The sequence below is a fragment of the Mycobacterium ahvazicum genome, from assembly GCF_900176255.2.
GTDB classification, from domain to species: Bacteria; Actinomycetota; Actinomycetes; order Mycobacteriales; family Mycobacteriaceae; genus Mycobacterium; species Mycobacterium ahvazicum.
On record NZ_FXEG02000003.1, the window covers coordinates 1,246,785 to 1,263,171 of the forward strand.

General features: G+C 65.8%; 16 protein-coding genes. 5 read left to right on the forward strand and 11 right to left on the reverse strand.

The window, feature by feature from the left end; genetic code table 11:
* Positions 1-21: 21 nt before the first annotated feature.
* Both MAAFP003_RS18530 and lepA read right to left on the reverse strand, forming a co-directional pair.
* Positions 22-750, reverse strand: a complete 729-nt coding sequence (locus MAAFP003_RS18530; RefSeq protein WP_096289216.1) for a sensor domain-containing protein — start codon at positions 748-750, stop codon at positions 22-24.
* Positions 747-2,657: a translation elongation factor 4 gene (gene lepA / locus MAAFP003_RS18535; RefSeq protein WP_243394156.1), complete on the reverse strand. Its 1,911-nt coding sequence runs from the start codon at positions 2,655-2,657 to the stop codon at positions 747-749. The genes MAAFP003_RS18530 and lepA overlap by 4 nt, the downstream gene beginning before the upstream one ends.
* A 63-nt stretch (positions 2,658-2,720) precedes the next feature.
* Between lepA and MAAFP003_RS18540 the strand changes: the two genes are divergently transcribed.
* The gene (locus MAAFP003_RS18540; protein WP_096289218.1) at positions 2,721-3,323 is read left to right on the forward strand and encodes a type II toxin-antitoxin system PemK/MazF family toxin; all 603 of its coding nucleotides are present in this window, start codon (positions 2,721-2,723) and stop codon (positions 3,321-3,323) included.
* 90 nt (positions 3,324-3,413) lie between these two features.
* Here the strand turns inward: MAAFP003_RS18540 and MAAFP003_RS18545 are convergent, their stop codons facing one another.
* Positions 3,414-3,842 carry a CBS domain-containing protein gene (locus tag MAAFP003_RS18545; RefSeq protein WP_096289220.1) on the reverse strand — a complete coding sequence of 143 codons (429 nt, stop codon included), beginning with the start codon at positions 3,840-3,842 and terminating at the stop codon, positions 3,414-3,416.
* A gap of 149 nt (positions 3,843-3,991) precedes the next feature.
* On the opposite strand from MAAFP003_RS18545, the gene MAAFP003_RS18550 reads away from it, so the two are divergent.
* The 3 genes from MAAFP003_RS18550 (at position 3,992) to MAAFP003_RS18560 (ending at position 8,011) form a co-directional block, all read left to right on the forward strand.
* The gene (locus tag MAAFP003_RS18550; RefSeq protein WP_096289222.1) at positions 3,992-4,834 is read left to right on the forward strand and encodes a ribonuclease Z; all 843 of its coding nucleotides are present in this window, start codon (positions 3,992-3,994) and stop codon (positions 4,832-4,834) included.
* A gap of 5 nt (positions 4,835-4,839) precedes the next feature.
* The gene (locus MAAFP003_RS18555; RefSeq protein ID WP_096289224.1) at positions 4,840-5,877 is read left to right on the forward strand and encodes a glycosyltransferase family 9 protein; all 1,038 of its coding nucleotides are present in this window, start codon (positions 4,840-4,842) and stop codon (positions 5,875-5,877) included.
* 193 nt (positions 5,878-6,070) lie between these two features.
* Positions 6,071-8,011, forward strand: a complete 1,941-nt coding sequence (locus tag MAAFP003_RS18560; RefSeq protein WP_096289226.1) for a secretion protein EspK — start codon at positions 6,071-6,073, stop codon at positions 8,009-8,011.
* A gap of 27 nt (positions 8,012-8,038) precedes the next feature.
* Here MAAFP003_RS18560 and MAAFP003_RS18565 read toward each other — a convergent pair whose 3' ends face one another.
* The 8 genes from MAAFP003_RS18565 to MAAFP003_RS18600 all read right to left on the reverse strand — a co-directional run bounded on the left by MAAFP003_RS18565 (position 8,039) and on the right by MAAFP003_RS18600 (position 15,970).
* Positions 8,039-8,401 (reverse strand): YbaB/EbfC family nucleoid-associated protein, encoded by a 363-nt coding sequence (locus MAAFP003_RS18565; protein ID WP_096289228.1) that lies wholly within the window; start codon positions 8,399-8,401, stop codon positions 8,039-8,041.
* A gap of 12 nt (positions 8,402-8,413) precedes the next feature.
* Positions 8,414-9,031 carry a secretion protein EspD gene (locus MAAFP003_RS18570; RefSeq protein ID WP_096289230.1) on the reverse strand — a complete coding sequence of 206 codons (618 nt, stop codon included), beginning with the start codon at positions 9,029-9,031 and terminating at the stop codon, positions 8,414-8,416.
* Between the two features lie 41 nt (positions 9,032-9,072).
* The gene (locus MAAFP003_RS18575) at positions 9,073-9,390 is read right to left on the reverse strand and encodes a type VII secretion target (RefSeq protein WP_096289232.1); all 318 of its coding nucleotides are present in this window, start codon (positions 9,388-9,390) and stop codon (positions 9,073-9,075) included.
* Positions 9,391-9,415: 25 nt separating this feature from the next.
* Positions 9,416-10,645 carry an EspA/EspE family type VII secretion system effector gene (locus MAAFP003_RS18580; protein ID WP_096289234.1) on the reverse strand — a complete coding sequence of 410 codons (1,230 nt, stop codon included), beginning with the start codon at positions 10,643-10,645 and terminating at the stop codon, positions 9,416-9,418.
* 193 nt (positions 10,646-10,838) lie between these two features.
* Positions 10,839-12,278 carry an EspB family ESX-1 secretion system-associated protein gene (gene espB / locus MAAFP003_RS18585; protein ID WP_096289236.1) on the reverse strand — a complete coding sequence of 480 codons (1,440 nt, stop codon included), beginning with the start codon at positions 12,276-12,278 and terminating at the stop codon, positions 10,839-10,841.
* A gap of 157 nt (positions 12,279-12,435) precedes the next feature.
* A complete protein-coding gene (locus MAAFP003_RS18590) occupies positions 12,436-13,275 on the reverse strand; it encodes a transglutaminase family protein (protein ID WP_096289238.1) in 840 nt (279 codons plus the stop codon).
* Entirely contained in the window at positions 13,275-14,252 is a 978-nt protein-coding gene (locus tag MAAFP003_RS18595) for an alpha-E domain-containing protein (protein WP_096289240.1), read from the reverse strand. Before MAAFP003_RS18595 ends, MAAFP003_RS18590 begins: the two co-directional genes overlap by 1 nt.
* Complete coding sequence (locus MAAFP003_RS18600) at positions 14,252-15,970, reverse strand: circularly permuted type 2 ATP-grasp protein (protein WP_423790924.1); 1,719 nt, start codon at positions 15,968-15,970, stop codon at positions 14,252-14,254. Before MAAFP003_RS18600 ends, MAAFP003_RS18595 begins: the two co-directional genes overlap by 1 nt.
* Positions 15,971-16,120: 150 nt before the next feature.
* On the opposite strand from MAAFP003_RS18600, the gene rpsT reads away from it, so the two are divergent.
* Complete coding sequence (gene rpsT, locus MAAFP003_RS18605) at positions 16,121-16,381, forward strand: 30S ribosomal protein S20 (protein WP_025736070.1); 261 nt, start codon at positions 16,121-16,123, stop codon at positions 16,379-16,381.
* Positions 16,382-16,387: the final 6 nt, after the last annotated feature.

Here is a 16,387-nt window from a genome sequence, read left to right on the forward strand (position 1 = left end):
CGCATGGTTACTTCTAACATGTCAGCTCAGGGCGAGCCGGTCCATCATGGCGTGTGCGATGTCCACGGCGCTGGTCTTGGGGTCCGCGGTGCCCTGGGCACCGGGATTGTCTACCCCGTAGAAGCGCACCGCGACCTCGAACACGTAGTTGCCCCGAACACCCAGAGCCCGAGCAATCGGTATCCCGGCCAGAATCGACTGTGCGTGCGGGTTCATCAGAATGCTTGCTGCGACAACAGAATCCGCGACGCGCACGTCGGAGATGGCGGCGGTCGGAAAGGTGCGATCGCTGGTGGTCAATGTCGCGCCGTCGCATCCCTGCCATTGGGCGGACAAGGTTGCGAACGCGGCGGCGGCGTCCTTCGCGGAAGGAAACGAGACGACGCCCTCGTCGACGTCATCCACCCGCACCGAGTGGCCGTCGTTGGCCCAGATCTCGTCGGCCACGCCCTTCACCGGGACGGATGCGTACGCCATCTTCTGCATCATGAACCTGACGCCGATGCACTCGGCCGGCCGGGAGTCTTCCCAAGCCGTTCCGAGCTTCTCGCTGCCGCCGTACGACGGCGGCAGGTACGGTGCACGCTGGAACGGTTGGTCAAGCAGCTTGCTCAGCGTTGCGCCGTCGAGCAGGAGCCGTAGCAGGGGCGGAGCCGGCGCTGGAACTGCTTTGCCGCCGATCGTGGAAGTGCACCCGGTGGCCAGCAGGACTGCTATCAGCGGCGCCACGCTGCACCACCGGTAACTCATTTCTTGGCTTTGTCCCCCGCGGCATCGGTGGACAGCGCCGCGACGAATGCCTCCTGCGGAACATCAACGCGCCCAATCGTTTTCATCCGCTTCTTGCCTTCCTTCTGCTTTTCCAGAAGTTTGCGTTTACGCGTGATGTCTCCCCCATAGCACTTGGAGAGCACGTCTTTGCGGATCGCGCGAATATTCTCGCGCGCAATGATTTTCGATCCGATCGCGGCCTGGACCGGCACCTCGAACTGCTGGCGCGGAATCAGCTCCTTCAGCTTGGTGGTCATCTTATTTCCATAAGCGAACGCCGAATCCTTGTGCACGATCGCGGAAAACGCGTCTACCGCCTCGCCCTGCAGCAAGATGTCGACCTTGACCAACGAAGCTTCCTGCTCGCCGGCCTCCTCGTAATCCAGGCTGGCGTAGCCGCGGGTGCGCGACTTCAACGAGTCGAAGAAGTCGAAGATGATCTCGCCCAACGGCATTGTGTAACGCAGCTCGACGCGCTCGGGCGACAGGTAGTCCATGCCGCCCAGCTCGCCGCGGCGCGACTGGCACAGCTCCATGATGGTTCCGATGAACTCGCTGGGGGCGATGACGGTGGTCTTGACCACCGGCTCGTACACCTCGCGGACCTTTCCCTCGGGCCAGTCCGACGGGTTGGTCACCACGATCTCGCTGTCGTCCTCCTTGATCACCCGGTACACCACGTTGGGCGACGTCGAGATCAGGTCCAGGTCGAATTCACGCTCCAGGCGTTCGCGAGTGATCTCCATGTGCAGCAAACCCAAAAAGCCACAACGGAATCCGAAGCCCAGCGCGACCGAGGTCTCGGGCTCGTAGGTCAACGCCGCGTCGTTGAGCTGCAGCTTGTCCAGGGCGTCGCGCAGGTCCGGGTAGTCCGAGCCGTCCACCGGATACAGTCCCGAGTAGACCATCGGCTTGGGTTCCCGGTAACCGGTCAGCGCCTCCTTGGCGCCGTTGCGCGCCGTCGTCACGGTGTCCCCGACCTTGGATTGGCGGACGTCCTTGACGCCGGTGATCAGGTACCCCACCTCGCCCACACCCAGCCCCGCGCTGGGCTTCGGTTCGGGCGAGACGATGCCGACCTCGAGCAGCTCGTGGGTGGCGCCGGTGGACATCATCAGGATGCGCTCGCGCGGAACGATCTTGCCGTCCACCACGCGGACGTAGGTCACCACGCCGCGGTAGATGTCGTAGACCGAGTCGAAGATCATCGCGCGGGTCGGGGCGTCGGCGTCGCCCTGCGGGGGCGGCACCTCGCGCACCACGTGGTCGAGCAGGTCGGCCACGCCCTCGCCGGTCTTGCCGGAGACCCGCAGCACGTCGCCGGGGTCGCAACCGATGATGTGCGCGATCTCACCGGCATAGCGGTCCGGGTCGGCGGCCGGCAAGTCGATCTTGCTGAGCACCGGGATGATGTGCAGGTCGCGGTCCAGCGCCAGATACAGGTTGGCCAGCGTCTGGGCCTCGATGCCCTGCGCCGCGTCGACCAGCAGCACCGCGCCCTCGCACGCCTCCAGCGCGCGGGACACCTCGTAGGTGAAGTCGACGTGGCCCGGGGTGTCGATCAGGTGCAGGACGTAGTCGGTGCCATCGACCTGCCACGGCAACCGGACGTTCTGCGCCTTGATGGTGATACCGCGCTCCCGCTCGATGTCCATCCGGTCCAGATACTGCGCACGCATCGACCGCTCGTCGACGACGCCGGTGAGCTGAAGCATCCGGTCGGCCAGGGTGGACTTGCCATGGTCGATGTGAGCGATGATGCAGAAGTTCCTGATCTGCGCCGGCGCGGTGAAGGTCTTGTCGGCGAAACTGCTGATGGGGATCTCCTGGCGGGTGCTGTTGATGCTGCTTGACCGGTGGTTCGCGGGTACGTCCAGGGTATCTATGCAAGCTGGTCGGGACACACTCGGACACAGTCGCACCCGTGCACCGACGACTATGCTGCGACTATGGCGTCCAGCCGGAAATCGCAGTGGAAGACCTTCCAGCGGTTTGCCCAGAACGTCGTGGTCTACGGGGTTCCGCGTTTCATCCAGCAGGTTCAGACCGCGCACGCGGTCTACCGCGAAATCGAGCAAGTCGTCAAAACCACCGCGAACGCGCGGGCGTCCAGCGGCGACTCGCAGGCGACGTCGATCACCGAGGGCCGGCCGGTCACCAGCGACAGCTTTCCGACCGCGCAACGCGCCCGCAAGGTGGTCTACGCCCCGGACCTCGACGGGCGGGCCGATCCCGGGGAAATCGTCTGGACGTGGGTGGTCTACGAGGACGACCCCACCCAGGGCAAGGACCGCCCGGTCCTCGTCGTCGGCCGCGAGCGCGGCGTGCTGCTCGGACTCATGCTGTCCAGCCAGGAGCGCTATGCCTCCGACCCGGATTGGGTCGGGATCGGCACCGGCGACTGGGATTACGAGGGCAGGCAGAGCTGGGTGCGGCTGGATCGGGTGCTCGACGTGCCCGAGGAGGGCATTCGCCGCGAGGGCGCGATCCTGCAGCGCGAGGTTTTCGACGTGGTGGCCACGCGCCTGCGCGCCGACTACGCCTGGCGGTAAGCATGGCGTTGCGTCGCGAGCGTAAGCGCACGGCTATTTGCCGCGCCCCATGTCGCAGTGCGCTTACGCTCGCGGCAGAGTCTCCCGCACTCAGCCCTGGGTGATGTAGGACTGCAGCTGCTGTTGTTCGGCCTCGAGCTCTTCCATGCGCGTCTTGACGACGTCACCGATGCTGACGATGCCGATCAGTTTCTTGCCGTCGAGCACGGGCACGTGACGCACCCGGTTCTTGGTCATCAGGACGCTGATCTCGTCGACCGTGTCGGACTTCGTGCACGTCGCAACGGTCGCGGTCATGATCTTGGAGATCGGGCGAGTGAGCATGCCGGGGCCATGCACGTGCAATTGGCGCACGACGTCGCGCTCGGACACGATGCCGACGACTCCCTCGTCGCCGACCACCACCATGGCGCCGATGTTTTGCTCGGCGAGGCCCGCGAGCAATTCCCGGACCGACGCGTCGGGATTGATCGTGGTGACCGCCGCGCCTTTGTTCCGCAAAACGTCCGCTATCCGCATCAAGCCTCCAGCTGGTTGTGATCTGCTTCACACCAGGCTACGGCCAACTCGCGCGGTGGGAAAGCCAACGCGAAAACCGGCGGCCCGATCACCCGTCGATACCGGCAAATGAGCCACACTCCGCCGACGCGTCTTGAAGGATAAGGGCCATGATCGAGATCACCCTGTTGGGCACCGGCAGTCCCATCCCCGACCCGAATCGCGCGGGACCGGCGACGCTGGTGCGGGCCGGCGGGCAGGTGTTCCTGGTGGATTGCGGGCGCGGTGTCCTGCAGCGCGCCGCGGCCATCGGTGTGGGCGCCGCCGGGTTGTCGGCCCTGCTGCTCACCCACCTGCACAGCGACCACATCGGCGATCTCGGCGACCTGCTGATCACGCGATGGATCACCACGTTCACACCCGATCCGGCGCCGTTCCCGATCCTCGGGCCACCGGGCACGGCGGAGACGGTCGAGGCGACGCTGAAGGCGTTCGGCCACGACATCAGCTACCGGATCGCCCATCACGACGACCTGAACACCCCACCAGCGGTCGAGGTGCACGAGTACACGCACGGCCCGGTGTGGGACCGCGACGGCGTCTCGATTCGGGTGGCTCCGACCGACCATCGGCCGGTCGCACCGACGATCGGGTTCCGGGTCGACGCCGACGGCGCCTCGGTGGTGCTGGCCGGCGACACGGTGCCGTGCCCGGGCCTGGACGAGCTGGCGGCCGGGGCAGGCGCGTTGGTGCACACCGTGATCCGCAAGGACATCGTCACCCAGATCCCGCAGCAGCGGCTGCAGGACATTTGCGACTACCACTCGTCGGTCGAGGAAGCCGCGGCCACCGCGGCCCGCGCCGGGGTGGGCACGCTGGTCATGACGCACTATGTGCCCGCGCTGGTGCCCGGACAAGAAGAACAGTGGCGGACACTGGCCGCCCAGGAATTCGGCGGCCGCATCGAGCTGGGCGACGACTTGCACCGGGTCGAAGTCCCGCCGCGGTCGTAGCTGGGGTGAACGACGTCGCAGTCCACGAGGACGAGAATTGGGCAGATATCGAACCCGGCGCGCTGAGTCATCTGCTGCAGGTGCCTCGACCCGCGCTATATTTCGCCGCCAACATCGGCGACGCCGTCCTGACGCTGCCGACGGTGCGCGCCTTAAGCGACATGTTCGACGCCCCACTGACGGTGCTTTCCCCCAAGGTGTCCTTCGACCTCTGCTTCCGGGAAGTGAGCCCCCGCCTTGTCGACGTCACCGGAGTGCCGGAAACGGGGCCGTCCGCTCTTCCCGTTCGGTCCCCCGACTGTGCGGCCTTGGCCGCACAGCTCGGTCCCGTCGACGTGCTCATCAACGCCGTGAGCACGAACTTGCCGATGGACGCTTTTCGGGACCTCCGGCGGCGCCTCGGCCCTACCACGACCATCGGCTTCGCCGGCGACTACGCCGAATACGACGTCACGGTTCCCAAACAGGCGTGGCACGCCTGCGACCTGCTGTTCAAGTTGGCGCGTCTGTTCGATCGGTCGCTGCGGATCGAGGACTACGCCCAGCCGGTGTCCATTCCGTCGTCGGTGCAAGAGCAAGCCCGGTCGATGCGTGCGGCGCTGCGGCCCGGGACCAAGTTACTGGTCGTGCACGCGGACACCGATTGGAAGGAAAAGCGTTGGCCCGTCACACGATTCATCGATCTGCTGAACCGATTCCTGTCGAGTCGGCCCGACTTCGTGGCATGGGTCGTCGGGATGGGACTCGAGGACCTCACCGTCGGGCGGGAACGGGATCGCATCGTCCCCCATCTCGGGCTCCCGCTGGATCTGAGCATGAGCATGGTCGCCCACGCGGACCTATTCCTGGGCATCGACTCCTGCATGCTGCATGCCGCCGACCTGGCGAGGGTGCCGGGCGTCGGACTCTTCGGCCCGACGCGATCGCTGACGTGGGGATTCAGATTCGGGCCGCACCGGCACCTCGATCAACTGCGGATGGCCGACATCAGCGTCGAAGAGGTGTTCGCCGCATTGCACGACATTGCCGACGAACATTTCTGAACGATGGCCACTGCTCAGCTCCCGTTAACCGAAATCCGGCTTGTGGCAAGGCGTCCGCTGGCGCAATTTTGCGGAAATACCTTGGCCTCAACTCGATTAAGCTTATTGACCAAGCACGCCAAGCCCGCGACCGTTAGGTTGCTGGCCGCCAACCCTGATGCGGGGGGTTCGGCAACGGGAGAGGACCTAGGTTATGGGCATGGTCAAGCCGACGGGCGGGTTTGCCGAGGCCATGCTCGACGGTGGCGGATGGCCCGACGTAGCCGAGGACGCCTTCTACGACCGAGCCCAGCAGTACCTGCAGGTCTTGCGGCAGGTAACCGAAGTGCTGGACACCTTCCGCCGGCAGCAGGGCGAGATCTTCGCCAGTGGACTCTGGTCGGGCGGTGCAGCGGGAGCCGCCAACGGCCGGGTCGAATCGAATATCGACGAATTGGTGAAGTTGCAAGACGATTTGGCGACCGCGATCACCTGGCAGCGGAAGGTCGCCGGATCGATCGAGCAAGCGAAGTCGGACATCGGCGACAACGTGGAGGCCGCGCACCGGCGGATCAATCTGATCGAGCAGGATGCCAAGCTCGAGCCCGCCGAACGAACCGCCGCCATCAATTCGGTGGTCGCCGCGACGCATACCGCTAATGTCGGCGTGGTCCAAGGCACCGCGGAGCAGATTTTGGAGAGCAAGGACTGGAAGCCGCCTGAGCGCGCGCTGCAGGATCTGCTCGACCAGAAGGCACCGCCGGACTCCTCGTCCCCGGACCCATTGCTGGGCGATCGTGACCGGGGTGGCCGTTCCTGGGGACAGGGTTCCCCGGACGGCGCCGCGCCGCCCTCGACCGCGGCTCCCCCGCCGCCCCCCACCGCCACACCGCCGACAACTGTTATGGCCCCGGCACCGCCAGCGCCGGTAGCGCCGGCAACCACCGGCGGGACCGCTGCGGCCGTGCCACCGAGCGCACCGAAACCGTTGAGCCCGGCGGAATCCGCGCCACCCCTGGGCGCCGGCGGCCGCAACACCGCCATGCCGGCCGCGCCGGCCGCGCAGTGGGCGGGGCCGCGCGACACGGGTCCCGCGATGGCGCCGGCGTCGGCGACCGGAATGCCTGCCGCACCGGCGGCACCCGCCGGATCGCGCGGTGCCGCCGCGGGTTCGAGCACGGGGTCCGGTGCGCCGGTCGGGCAAAACTCGCCCGGTTCATCGGCCGGTATGCGACCGGCTGCGGCCCATCCGTCGCCGCGCAGTGCCGCAGCGGCCGGCCCGAAGGCGGCTGCGGCCCAGGCTCAGCGCACCGAATCCGATGCGGCCGCGGCGATTCCGGTTTCGTCGGCGCGGGCCGAACGCGATGCCGCTGCGGCGGCGGCGCGTCGCGGCGGGGCCGATCCCCTGGTGCTCGCGCGGCGCATCGCGGCTGCGCTGAATGCACCCGACAGCGGCGGCGCCGGCCATTTGAAGTTCTTCTGGGTGACCGCGGTGACCACCGAGGGCGTCATCGTGGTGGCCAACAACTACGGACTGGCCTACCTCCCCGACGGCGTGCGGCTACCCGAACAGGTTCACCTGGCCAGTGCCGAGACGGCGATTCCGGCCACCGAGCGCGCACGCTGGGCCACCTACCCGGTGGTCGCCGTGCAGGGTTGGGCAGCACACCGAAACACCAAGCTGCGAGCGGTGATTGCGACCGACGAGCAGTTCGGCGATTCCGATCCGGGCGTGGCCAAGGTCGTGCTGAAGCCCGAGGACATCCCGGAAAGCGGCGCAATGGCCGGGCGGTCCCGGCTGGAGGTGGTCGATCCTTCGTCGGCAGAGCGCCTGGCGGGTACTCCCGATTCGCGGTTGCTTGCCCTGTTGCCGGCGCCGCCGGCCAGCGCGCCCACGGACGGGCGCTCGAAGTTGTGGCTGGAGGTGATGCGTCCCTTGGCGAGCCGTGCCAGTGGCCGCGAGAAGGCCCACTTGCGGGCCTTCCGCGGCTACGCCGCGCACGCCCAAGAAGTGATCCTCGGCGAAGCGCGCGTGGCGGCCGATCCGGTTGCCCAGCGTTGCGCCGTCAGCGACTGGCTTTACTGGAAGCACGTCACCGCGTTGCTCGATGCCGCAACCGCGCCGTCACCGGCGCAGCCCGCGACCACGCCCTAATCCCAACGGCCATCAAATGCCTTGCTGCTACTCCGGTTTCGCTTGAAACGAGCTCGTCGCCGCAGTAAGCGAGTCCGCCATCTGTCCCAGCGACTCGATCAACTGCTCCTGTTCGGCATCGACCACCGGCGCCGCGGTGGCCTGCGCGTTTTGTATCGCCTCGTTGACCCGCAGCGCCACGGTTTCGATACCCAGTCGCAGCAGGCCGTCGTCGATGTGCAAGCCGGTAAGCCATTGGTGACCGTCGACCGTGGCCCGCACGGTTTCGGTTTCATCTGAGCCACTGAAGGATTCGGCTTTCAGATTGTCCGTCTGCGCGTCTGCCATCGATTGGATCTGCTGCGCGGTGCGCAGCACCTCGGCCACGACGGGGTGCATCTCGGTACTCATCTGACGTCCTTACTAATCGTTGCCGTAGCGCGTGGCGAACACATCCGCCTGTGCGCGAATAGCCTGATCAGGCGATCGCAACTGCGTTACGCCGGTCTCCAGTGCTTCGGCAATAAACTCTTCATCCTCTTGATCTGTTATCCCCAAGTGCCGGAAGGCGTCGAGCACGAATGAGTGCTGAATCGACAGTGCCCGTTGCCGAGCGAGGTCCGCGATGGCGAATATCTCTGCCGCAAGCCCGGATTCGGTCATCTTCGCCGCATCCGCCGACAGCTCGACCAGTGAAACTCTGCCGTCCATGGTCGCCGTTACCGACACGGTCTCGGGGGGATTGGTCACCTTGGCCGTCGGTACGGCATCGTCATCTTCAGCGCCGGCGGCGTCAGGGTCACCATCGTTCTCGGCCAGCGCATCGATCAATTCGTCCCCGGTGTGCAGGGGCGGGGCCGGCTCGCTGACCACCAATGAGTCGATCACCGACGGCTCGGCGGCATCGACCCCGTCCCCGAAATCCAGGAACGCGCCGCTCTCCTGTCCGAAACCGTCGCCGCTGTCGGGTGCGGGGTTATCGCCGAAATCCCAGGCGGCGTAATTTCCGTCGTCGCCGTGCCCGTGCTGTGTGGTGTCCACTCTGGCGTCTCTCCTTCGAACTGATAACGGTAAGCGGCCGATCAGCCGGGTAACACCTGCCGTTTGAGGTTCGCGCCGGTCTGGGTGTCGGTGCTGCCATACGCGGTCGCACTGTCACGCAATTTTTGGGCCAGGTCCTCGCACACGCTGATCATGTTGGTGCACGCGGCTTCTCGTTCTCGCTCCGTGACGAACATGACGCCCCAGAACGCCGCCGAGATCAAACCGTGGTCCCAGATCAGCTTTTGGGCCAACCCATTGGCCGTTGCCATCGCGTTGCCGATTGCGACGGCGGATTCATCCTGCTCGACAGCGGCCGCTTCCAGGGCGGCGGGCTCGACTTGCAGATTGTCTGTCATGGATTCTTTCCTCGACCTTGGTGTCTCAGCGGACGCGTTCCTGCGCCTGTTCGGCGCCGGCCGCGGGGGTATCGACGGGGGCACGTTCTCCGACTCCGGCGCCCGTGGCCGCCGTTTCGAAGTCCCGACTGAGAACGTCTTCCTCGGCGGCGGCGCTCTCCCGGACAGGCGACTTCTCCGAGGACGCGGCCGACCCCGACGCGGCCCGCGAGCCCGACTGTCGGCCCGACACCTGACCGACGGGGGGCATGGCGTATGCCGCCGCGGTACCGGTCTGCGGGACAGCCCGTTCGGACGGCTCGCCGGCCCAAACACCCTGCGGACTTTCACCTTCGCCGGTGCTCGCCGCGCCCGGGGAAGGTGTCCCGGCGGATTGCGATGCCGGCCCGTCGAAACCACCCGATACCGCGGCCGAGGACCCCGCGTTGATCTGGTCGAACCCGCTCACGCTGGACTTCGGCGCGGGCGCCACCTCCGGCGTCGTCGACTCCGAACCCGTGACAACCGCGCTGGCGGCGATCCCGGTGTATTCGAGGTTGATGAGCTGGAGCTGATTCGCGTTTTGCCCGGCTTTGAGAGCAGCCAGACCGGTCGTGGGGAGCGCCACCGCCATACCTATCCCGAAGGCCGCCCACTGGAACCAGCGTGAAATCGCTGGGCCGGCCGGGCCCGCGGCCCATCTCAGGGTCGCCGCTATCGGGATACACACGGTGAAAAAGGCCCTGACACTCGTCAGGGTGATTTTGCAATTTCCCAGCATGTCGGAGTTTTGCAAGAGCAGCGCCGCGACCTGGAGATCGAGATCCGCCGCCGTTGACGCCCATTGCATTTGTTCGGCGTTGCGGGCGTTGTAGGCGTCGGCCGACGCGCCCGACCAGGATTCACTGTCCACCGCAGCATCTTTGAGGTTCTGCCACGCCAGGTCGAAGTCTTTGGAAGCCGATTCGTACGTCTGACCCTGCTCCTTGCCGCTGCCGAGGAGAAGCGTCAAAGCGGTCACGATCTGTATGCCGCGTTCCAGGATGACGGCCTCGACCCCGAAGGCGTCCCTTAACGATTCCTCGCTACCCCAGTTGCCCGAGAGCAAGTCGAGGCCCTTGGATTTGGGCAGGTAGTTCTTACCGATCGCATATCCGCCTTGGCCCAGCGCCAGGAAAAGGTTGAGGGCGCCGTCGGCGTAATTGCCCGTCGCGAAGGCTTTGCCGGCCGCGACCGCGCTGAAGCCGGGCTTCCAGGTATCCGAAATCTTGGGCATCGTTGATTTCCTCCGAATTTCACCGGAACCCGGCGGCCGTAATTCGAATGGAGTCTAACAGCGCACTGGATGAAGTGTGCACCAATCTTGCTGCGCAGCAGGCACTTTCGCCTACCGACACTTGTGCGACGCTCGTTGGTCGACTGTTGTTCACCTTTGCTGGCAACGCCATCTCAGCCACGCCGGCGCACGATTACTCGGGTGTGTCGTTGCGTCGGCGAACACCGATGACCGACGAAGTCCACGGTCGATCCTCGGTGTAGATGTCCTCTTCGTCCCCGTAGCGCTTGGCCTTGGAGTCCTTGCCCTGGCCCTGATTAGCGCCGGCGCCCATCGGCATCCCGCCGCCCATCGCGCCGCGGCCGGCCGCCGCGCCGCCCGCACCCGGACCAACGCCAACCCCGCCGGCCGCGGGTCGTGTCGAACCACCCGAACCCGCTTCCGCGTCCGACGAGCCCTGCAACGGCATCGACGGCATGCCGCCGCCGCCGAACGACGCCGGCTTGACCCCACCGCCGGTCGAGAGTCCGGGCACTCCCGTCGGCAGTGGCGGTGCCGCCTGGGCGAATGGGGCACCCGCCGGGGCGGGTTGGCTGGGGGCCATGTTGCTGAGGCTGCTCACCGTGTCCGCGATGTTGGTGTTGCCCAGCTGCGACGCGAGCGCACCGGGGTTGGCGACACCGGTCCCCGAGTCGACGACACCACCGATAGCGCCACGGATGACTTCCCCGGCGTTATCCGGTATTTGCAGCGGCGCCTTGATCGTGACCGCGGCCGGCGGATTGGAGGGATACACGAGCGCCAGCGGCAACGCGGCGCGCTGATTGTAATCGGCCAGCACCGTCTCCGACCTTTCCTGCATATCCACGTACCACGTCAGAATTTCGTTCTGCCGGTTGATGTCTCCCCTCCTTCCGTACTCGTCGTACCAGAAGTCGGCGATGTAGAGGTCGTAGGACGTGGGGTGGACCGTGACGGCCCATTTGTGGGCGTCTAAAACAGCTCTGGATTGACCGGTGATCTGATAGCACGAGCCGCCGCCCAGCTGGATCAAATATTTCTTCTGTTGTTCGAAATTGGCTTCGACCGCGGCCGCGGACTCGCCTTCCCAATATTCGAATGGCCGGAACCGCTGCATGACGGCAGCGGATTGCAGCACCAAAACATAGTTGTTCCACTCGGCCTCGAATCTGGCGTATGCGATGCCTTGATCCGGCGCCTCGATATCCGCGATCGCTTTCCTGAGGTCGTAATAACCGTCATATCCCGGCGTTTCCGGCGGTGGCGGGAATTGGTCGTCCCTGCCGGTTTTCTGCGCAGCAGGCGTGCTCGCGGACTCGGGCGTGGTGGATGACCCCGCGGTGAGCGCGTCCGCGGCCGCCTGATCGGCTTCCTCGTAGGCCAGCGCCGCGTTCCGCAGCGATTCCGCAAGTATCAGGTATTCCTGCTCGGCACGTTTGATGCTTTCGCGAATCGCGGCGGCAGAATAATCCAGCTGGGTGCCGGAATCCTCGACAAAAGAAATGGCGCACGGGGGCCGGGCGTTCTGCTGCGGCGGAATGGGCAGTGGCACCTCGAGTTCGGCCGCCCGGGCCATCAGCTCGTCGTACTCGACCTTGAGCATCTCGGCCATGAACGACTCTCCTTCGGCGCCGAAGCGATCATCACGAGAACCAATCGCCCGGCTGAAACTGCACTCGTCAGCTTTGCTGCGCCGTGCGGGCGAGGCTCATCGTAATGCAGCAAGGTCGGAGTCGCAGCGCGATCGTGCGATCGCCGATCCGATGCCGCTAGGCCAGGCGGGTGACCTCGACGACGACGTCGAGGTCGGTTGCGCCCTGCCCCGAGAAGATGCCCTTGAGCGGGGACACGTCGGTGTAGTCGCGCCCGACGCCGACGCTGACGTATTGCTCGCTGATCTCGGTGTCGTTGGTCGGGTCGTAGTTCCACCACCCACCCGTCCAGGCTTGGAGCCACGCGTGGCTTCTACCGTCCACGGTGTCCCCGACGACGGCGTTCCGTTTGGGGTGCAAATACCCCGATACGTAACGGGCCGGAATTCCCATCTCGCGCAACAGCATTAGCGACAGGTGAACGAAGTCCTGACAGACGCCCTTGCCCGCCCGGAGCGCCTCGATCCCGGGCGAGTGCACCCCGGTGGTCCCCGGAAGGTATTCCAGCTCGCCGTGCACCCAGTTGGCCGCGGCGATCACGGCTTCCTGTGGCTCGTGGCTTTTGATGATCTTCTTGCCGACCGAGCTGAGCCGCTTGCTTGCCGGGGTGTAGTCGGTGGGCTGGAGCAATTCGTCGAACCGATCGATCACCGCGGCGGACTGTAGGTCCGTCCAGCTGACGTCCTTGGCGGCCGGCTCCGGCTGCTCGGTCTCGACGACCGACGACGACGTCACCGTCAGATCGGTGTGCGGCGCGTGCAAGTCGAACGCGGTGACGGCGGTGCCCCAGTAGTCGATGTAGCGGTAAGACCGGGTTGCCGGAATGGTTTCGACCCGGTTGAGGATGACGTTTTGCCGGGTGTCCGAACTCGGGGTCAGCCTGGCCTCGTTATAGGACGCGGTCACCGGCGATTGGTAGGCGAACCCGGTCGTGTGCACCACGCGCAGCCGCCACATCAGGTATCCCCGTTCCGGGCGACCAGGCTGGCGCTATTGCCCGCATCCGACCATGCCACCCATGGCGTGACATGGAAGTACTGCAGCGACAACGCATCTCCGACATCTCGGCAGGTTGTCTGCAGGCCGTCCAGCCGCGTCTCGAGCGTGTCGAGCAATACGCCCGGTGGCAGGAATTCCAGTTCGCTGCGGGCCTGTCCGAGCAGTCGCTGCGCCTCCGCGGTGGCCCCCACCCGGCTCATCGGGTTGCGCACCAACTCTTCGATGCTCTCCTCGGCGAGCTTGAGCGAGTAGAACACCGAACGCGGGAACAACCGGTCGAGCATCATGAATTCGACCACCCGGCCGGCGTCCAGCACCCCGCGATAGGTACGCAGATAGGTGTCGTGAGCGCCCGCCGAGCGCAGCAGGGTGACCCAGGCCGGCGAGGAGGCGCTGTCCCCCACCCGAGACAGCAAGAGCCGCACCGTCATGTCGACGCGCTCAATGGCGCGGCCCAACAACATGAATCGGTATCCGTCGTCACGCGAAAGAGTCGAATCCGCCAGGCCGGCGAACATCGCGGCCCGGCCCTCGATGAACGACAGAAACTCATGGGGCCCAAGGCGTTTGGCGGCACGTTGGCGTTCGGACAGGGCGTGGTAGGTGGTGTTGAGACATTCCCAGATTTCGCTGGACGTCACCTCGCGGGCCGACTTGGCGTTCTCGCGCGCCGCCGTAATTGCGTCGACGATCGAGGAACCGCCCTTGTTGTCGGTGCTGTAGGCCACCATGTCGGTCAACGACCAGACGTCCAAGTCGTGGTCCGGCGCCTCGATGCCGAGCACCCGCAACAGCAGCCGGGAGGCCTGGTCGGGGTCGACGCTGGAATCCTCCAGCAGTTGGTGCAGCGCCACATCCAGAATGCGCGCGGTGTCATCGGCCCGCTCGACATAGCGGCCAATCCAGTAGAGCGCCTCGGCATTTCGGGCCAACATCAGCGGACCGTCCTCTGCTGTTGTTGCTGCTGCTTTTGCTTCTGCTTTTTCGGCCGCTTCTCCTCCTGCGGTTGCTCACCCTGCAGCGGCTGCTGATGCGACGAGGCCGACGAGTCGTCGGCCTCGTGATCCGACCTGGACTTCGGCAACGACCGCACGACTTCGGCGGCGCCCAGCTCGCGTTCGGCGCCGGATGTGCGCGGCGCCAGCACCCAGGTGTCCTTGGAGCCGCCACCCTGACTGGAGTTGACCACCCGCGAGCCCTCGACCAGGGCCACTCGGCTCAACCCGCCCGGCAGCACCCACACCTCGTCGCCGTCATTGACCGCGAACGGTCGCAGGTCGACGTAGCGCGGGGCCAGCGCGTTGCCGATCCGCGTCGGCACGGTGGACAGCTCCATCATCGGCTGCGCGATCCAACTGCGGGGCTCGTCACGGATTTTCTTGCTGACCGCCGCGAGTTCTTTTTCGGAAGCTTCCGGACCGAACACGATGCCGTAACCCCCGGATCCCTCGACCGGCTTGATGACCAGCTCGTCGACCCGGTCGAGCACCTCCTCGCGTTCGTCGTCCAGCCAGCACCGGTAGGTGTCCACATTGGCCAGCAGCGGCTTCTCGCCGAGGTAGTACTCGATCATGGTCGGCACGTAGGTGTAGACCAGCTTGTCGTCGCCGACGCCGTTGCCGATCGCGCTGGAGATCACGACGTTGCCGGCGCGGGCGGCGTTGACCAGGCCGGCCACCCCCAGCACCGAGTCGGCCCGGAACTGCAGCGGGTCGAGGAAGATGTCGTCGATGCGCCGATAGATGACGTCGACCTGGCGCTCCCCCTCGGTGGTGCGCATGTACACCTGGTTGTCGCGGCAGAACAGGTCGCGGCCCTCGACCAGTTCGACGCCCATCTGACGGGCGAGCAGCGAATGCTCGAAGTAGGCGGAGTTGTAGACGCCGGGGGTCAGCACCACCACGGTCGGGTCGGCCTCGTTGGTCGCCGCGGAATTGCGCAGTGCTCGCAACAGGTGCGAAGCGTAGTCGTCGACCGCACGCACCCGGTGGGTGGCGAACAGGTTCGGGAAGACCCGCGCCATCGTGCGCCGGTTCTCCATCACATACGACACGCCCGACGGGGAGCGCAGGTTGTCCTCGAGGACCCGCCAGGTGCCCTTCTCGTCGCGGATCAGGTCGATGCCGGCGACGTGGATACGCACACCGTTGGGCGGGACGATGCCGACAGCCTGACGGTGAAAGTGCTCGCAGGAGGTGACCAGACGGCGCGGAATCACGCCGTCGTTGAGGATCTCCTGATCGCCGTAGATGTCGTCGAGGTACATCTCCAGGGCTTTGACCCGTTGGACGATGCCACGCTCGAGTCGGTTCCATTCGGCCGCGGAGATCACCCGCGGCACCAGGTCCAGCGGAAACGGCCTTTCCTGGCCCGATAAGGAGAACGTGATGCCCTGGTCGATGAACGCTCGGGCCAGCGCGTCGGCGCGGGCTCGCAGGTCCGACGCGTCCGACGGCGCCAGTTCGGCGTAGATGCCCTTATACGGGCCACGCACGTTGCCCTGCGCGTCGAACATCTCGTCGAAGGCCATTTCGTAGGCGTCCGACGAGTTGTACCCGCGGAAGATGCGCTCGGACCGCGCCGGCGCCTGTGCAGCGCCGCGCGAACCCCGCCTGGCTGTTTCAACCTGGTTCGCAAGACTCACTTTTAGGATGCTGCCTCAAATCGACGTTATGGCAGGCCACGAGTTCCCGTTTTGGGAGAAAACGTAACCGACTGCTAACCTGAGCAGTCGCAATCGGGTGTGGGGCGCCCCCCGAGACGAATACTTGCAAACACCAGAGACGACGAAGGAAAGTTCCGCGTGGCCAACATCAAGTCGCAGCAGAAGCGCATCAAGACCAACGAGCGCGCCCGACTGCGCAACAAGTCGGTGAAGTCGTCGCTGCGCACCGCCGTGCGCGCGTTCCGCGAGGCGGCCGAAGCCGGTGACAAGGACAAGGCCGCGGAGTTGCTGGTGTCGACCAACCGCAAGCTGGACAAGGCGGCCACCAAGGGCGTCATCCACAAGAACCAGGCCGCGAACAAGAAGTCGGCGCTGGCGCGTTCCCTCAACAAGATCTGAGCCCTG

Excerpts from the sequence above, each read along its gene's own strand:
- MAAFP003_RS18575 (WP_096289232.1), bottom strand. The coding sequence starts at position 9,390 with ATGACAGACAATCTGCAAGTCGAGCCCGCCGCCCTGGAAGCGGCCGCT.
- MAAFP003_RS18580 (WP_096289234.1), bottom strand. The coding sequence starts at position 10,645 with ATGCCCAAGATTTCGGATACCTGGAAGCCCGGCTTCAGCGCGGTCGCG.
- MAAFP003_RS18545 (WP_096289220.1), bottom strand. The coding sequence starts at position 3,842 with ATGCGGATAGCGGACGTTTTGCGGAACAAAGGCGCGGCGGTCACCACG.
- MAAFP003_RS18565 (WP_096289228.1), bottom strand. The coding sequence starts at position 8,401 with ATGAGTACCGAGATGCACCCCGTCGTGGCCGAGGTGCTGCGCACCGCG.
- MAAFP003_RS18550 (WP_096289222.1), top strand. The coding sequence starts at position 3,992 with ATGATCGAGATCACCCTGTTGGGCACCGGCAGTCCCATCCCCGACCCG.
- MAAFP003_RS18590 (WP_096289238.1), bottom strand. The coding sequence starts at position 13,275 with ATGTGGCGGCTGCGCGTGGTGCACACGACCGGGTTCGCCTACCAATCG.
- MAAFP003_RS18540 (WP_096289218.1), top strand. The coding sequence starts at position 2,721 with ATGGCGTCCAGCCGGAAATCGCAGTGGAAGACCTTCCAGCGGTTTGCC.
- espB (WP_096289236.1), bottom strand. The coding sequence starts at position 12,278 with ATGGCCGAGATGCTCAAGGTCGAGTACGACGAGCTGATGGCCCGGGCG.
- MAAFP003_RS18530 (WP_096289216.1), bottom strand. The coding sequence starts at position 750 with ATGAGTTACCGGTGGTGCAGCGTGGCGCCGCTGATAGCAGTCCTGCTG.
- MAAFP003_RS18560 (WP_096289226.1), top strand. The coding sequence starts at position 6,071 with ATGGGCATGGTCAAGCCGACGGGCGGGTTTGCCGAGGCCATGCTCGAC.
- MAAFP003_RS18595 (WP_096289240.1), bottom strand. The coding sequence starts at position 14,252 with ATGTTGGCCCGAAATGCCGAGGCGCTCTACTGGATTGGCCGCTATGTC.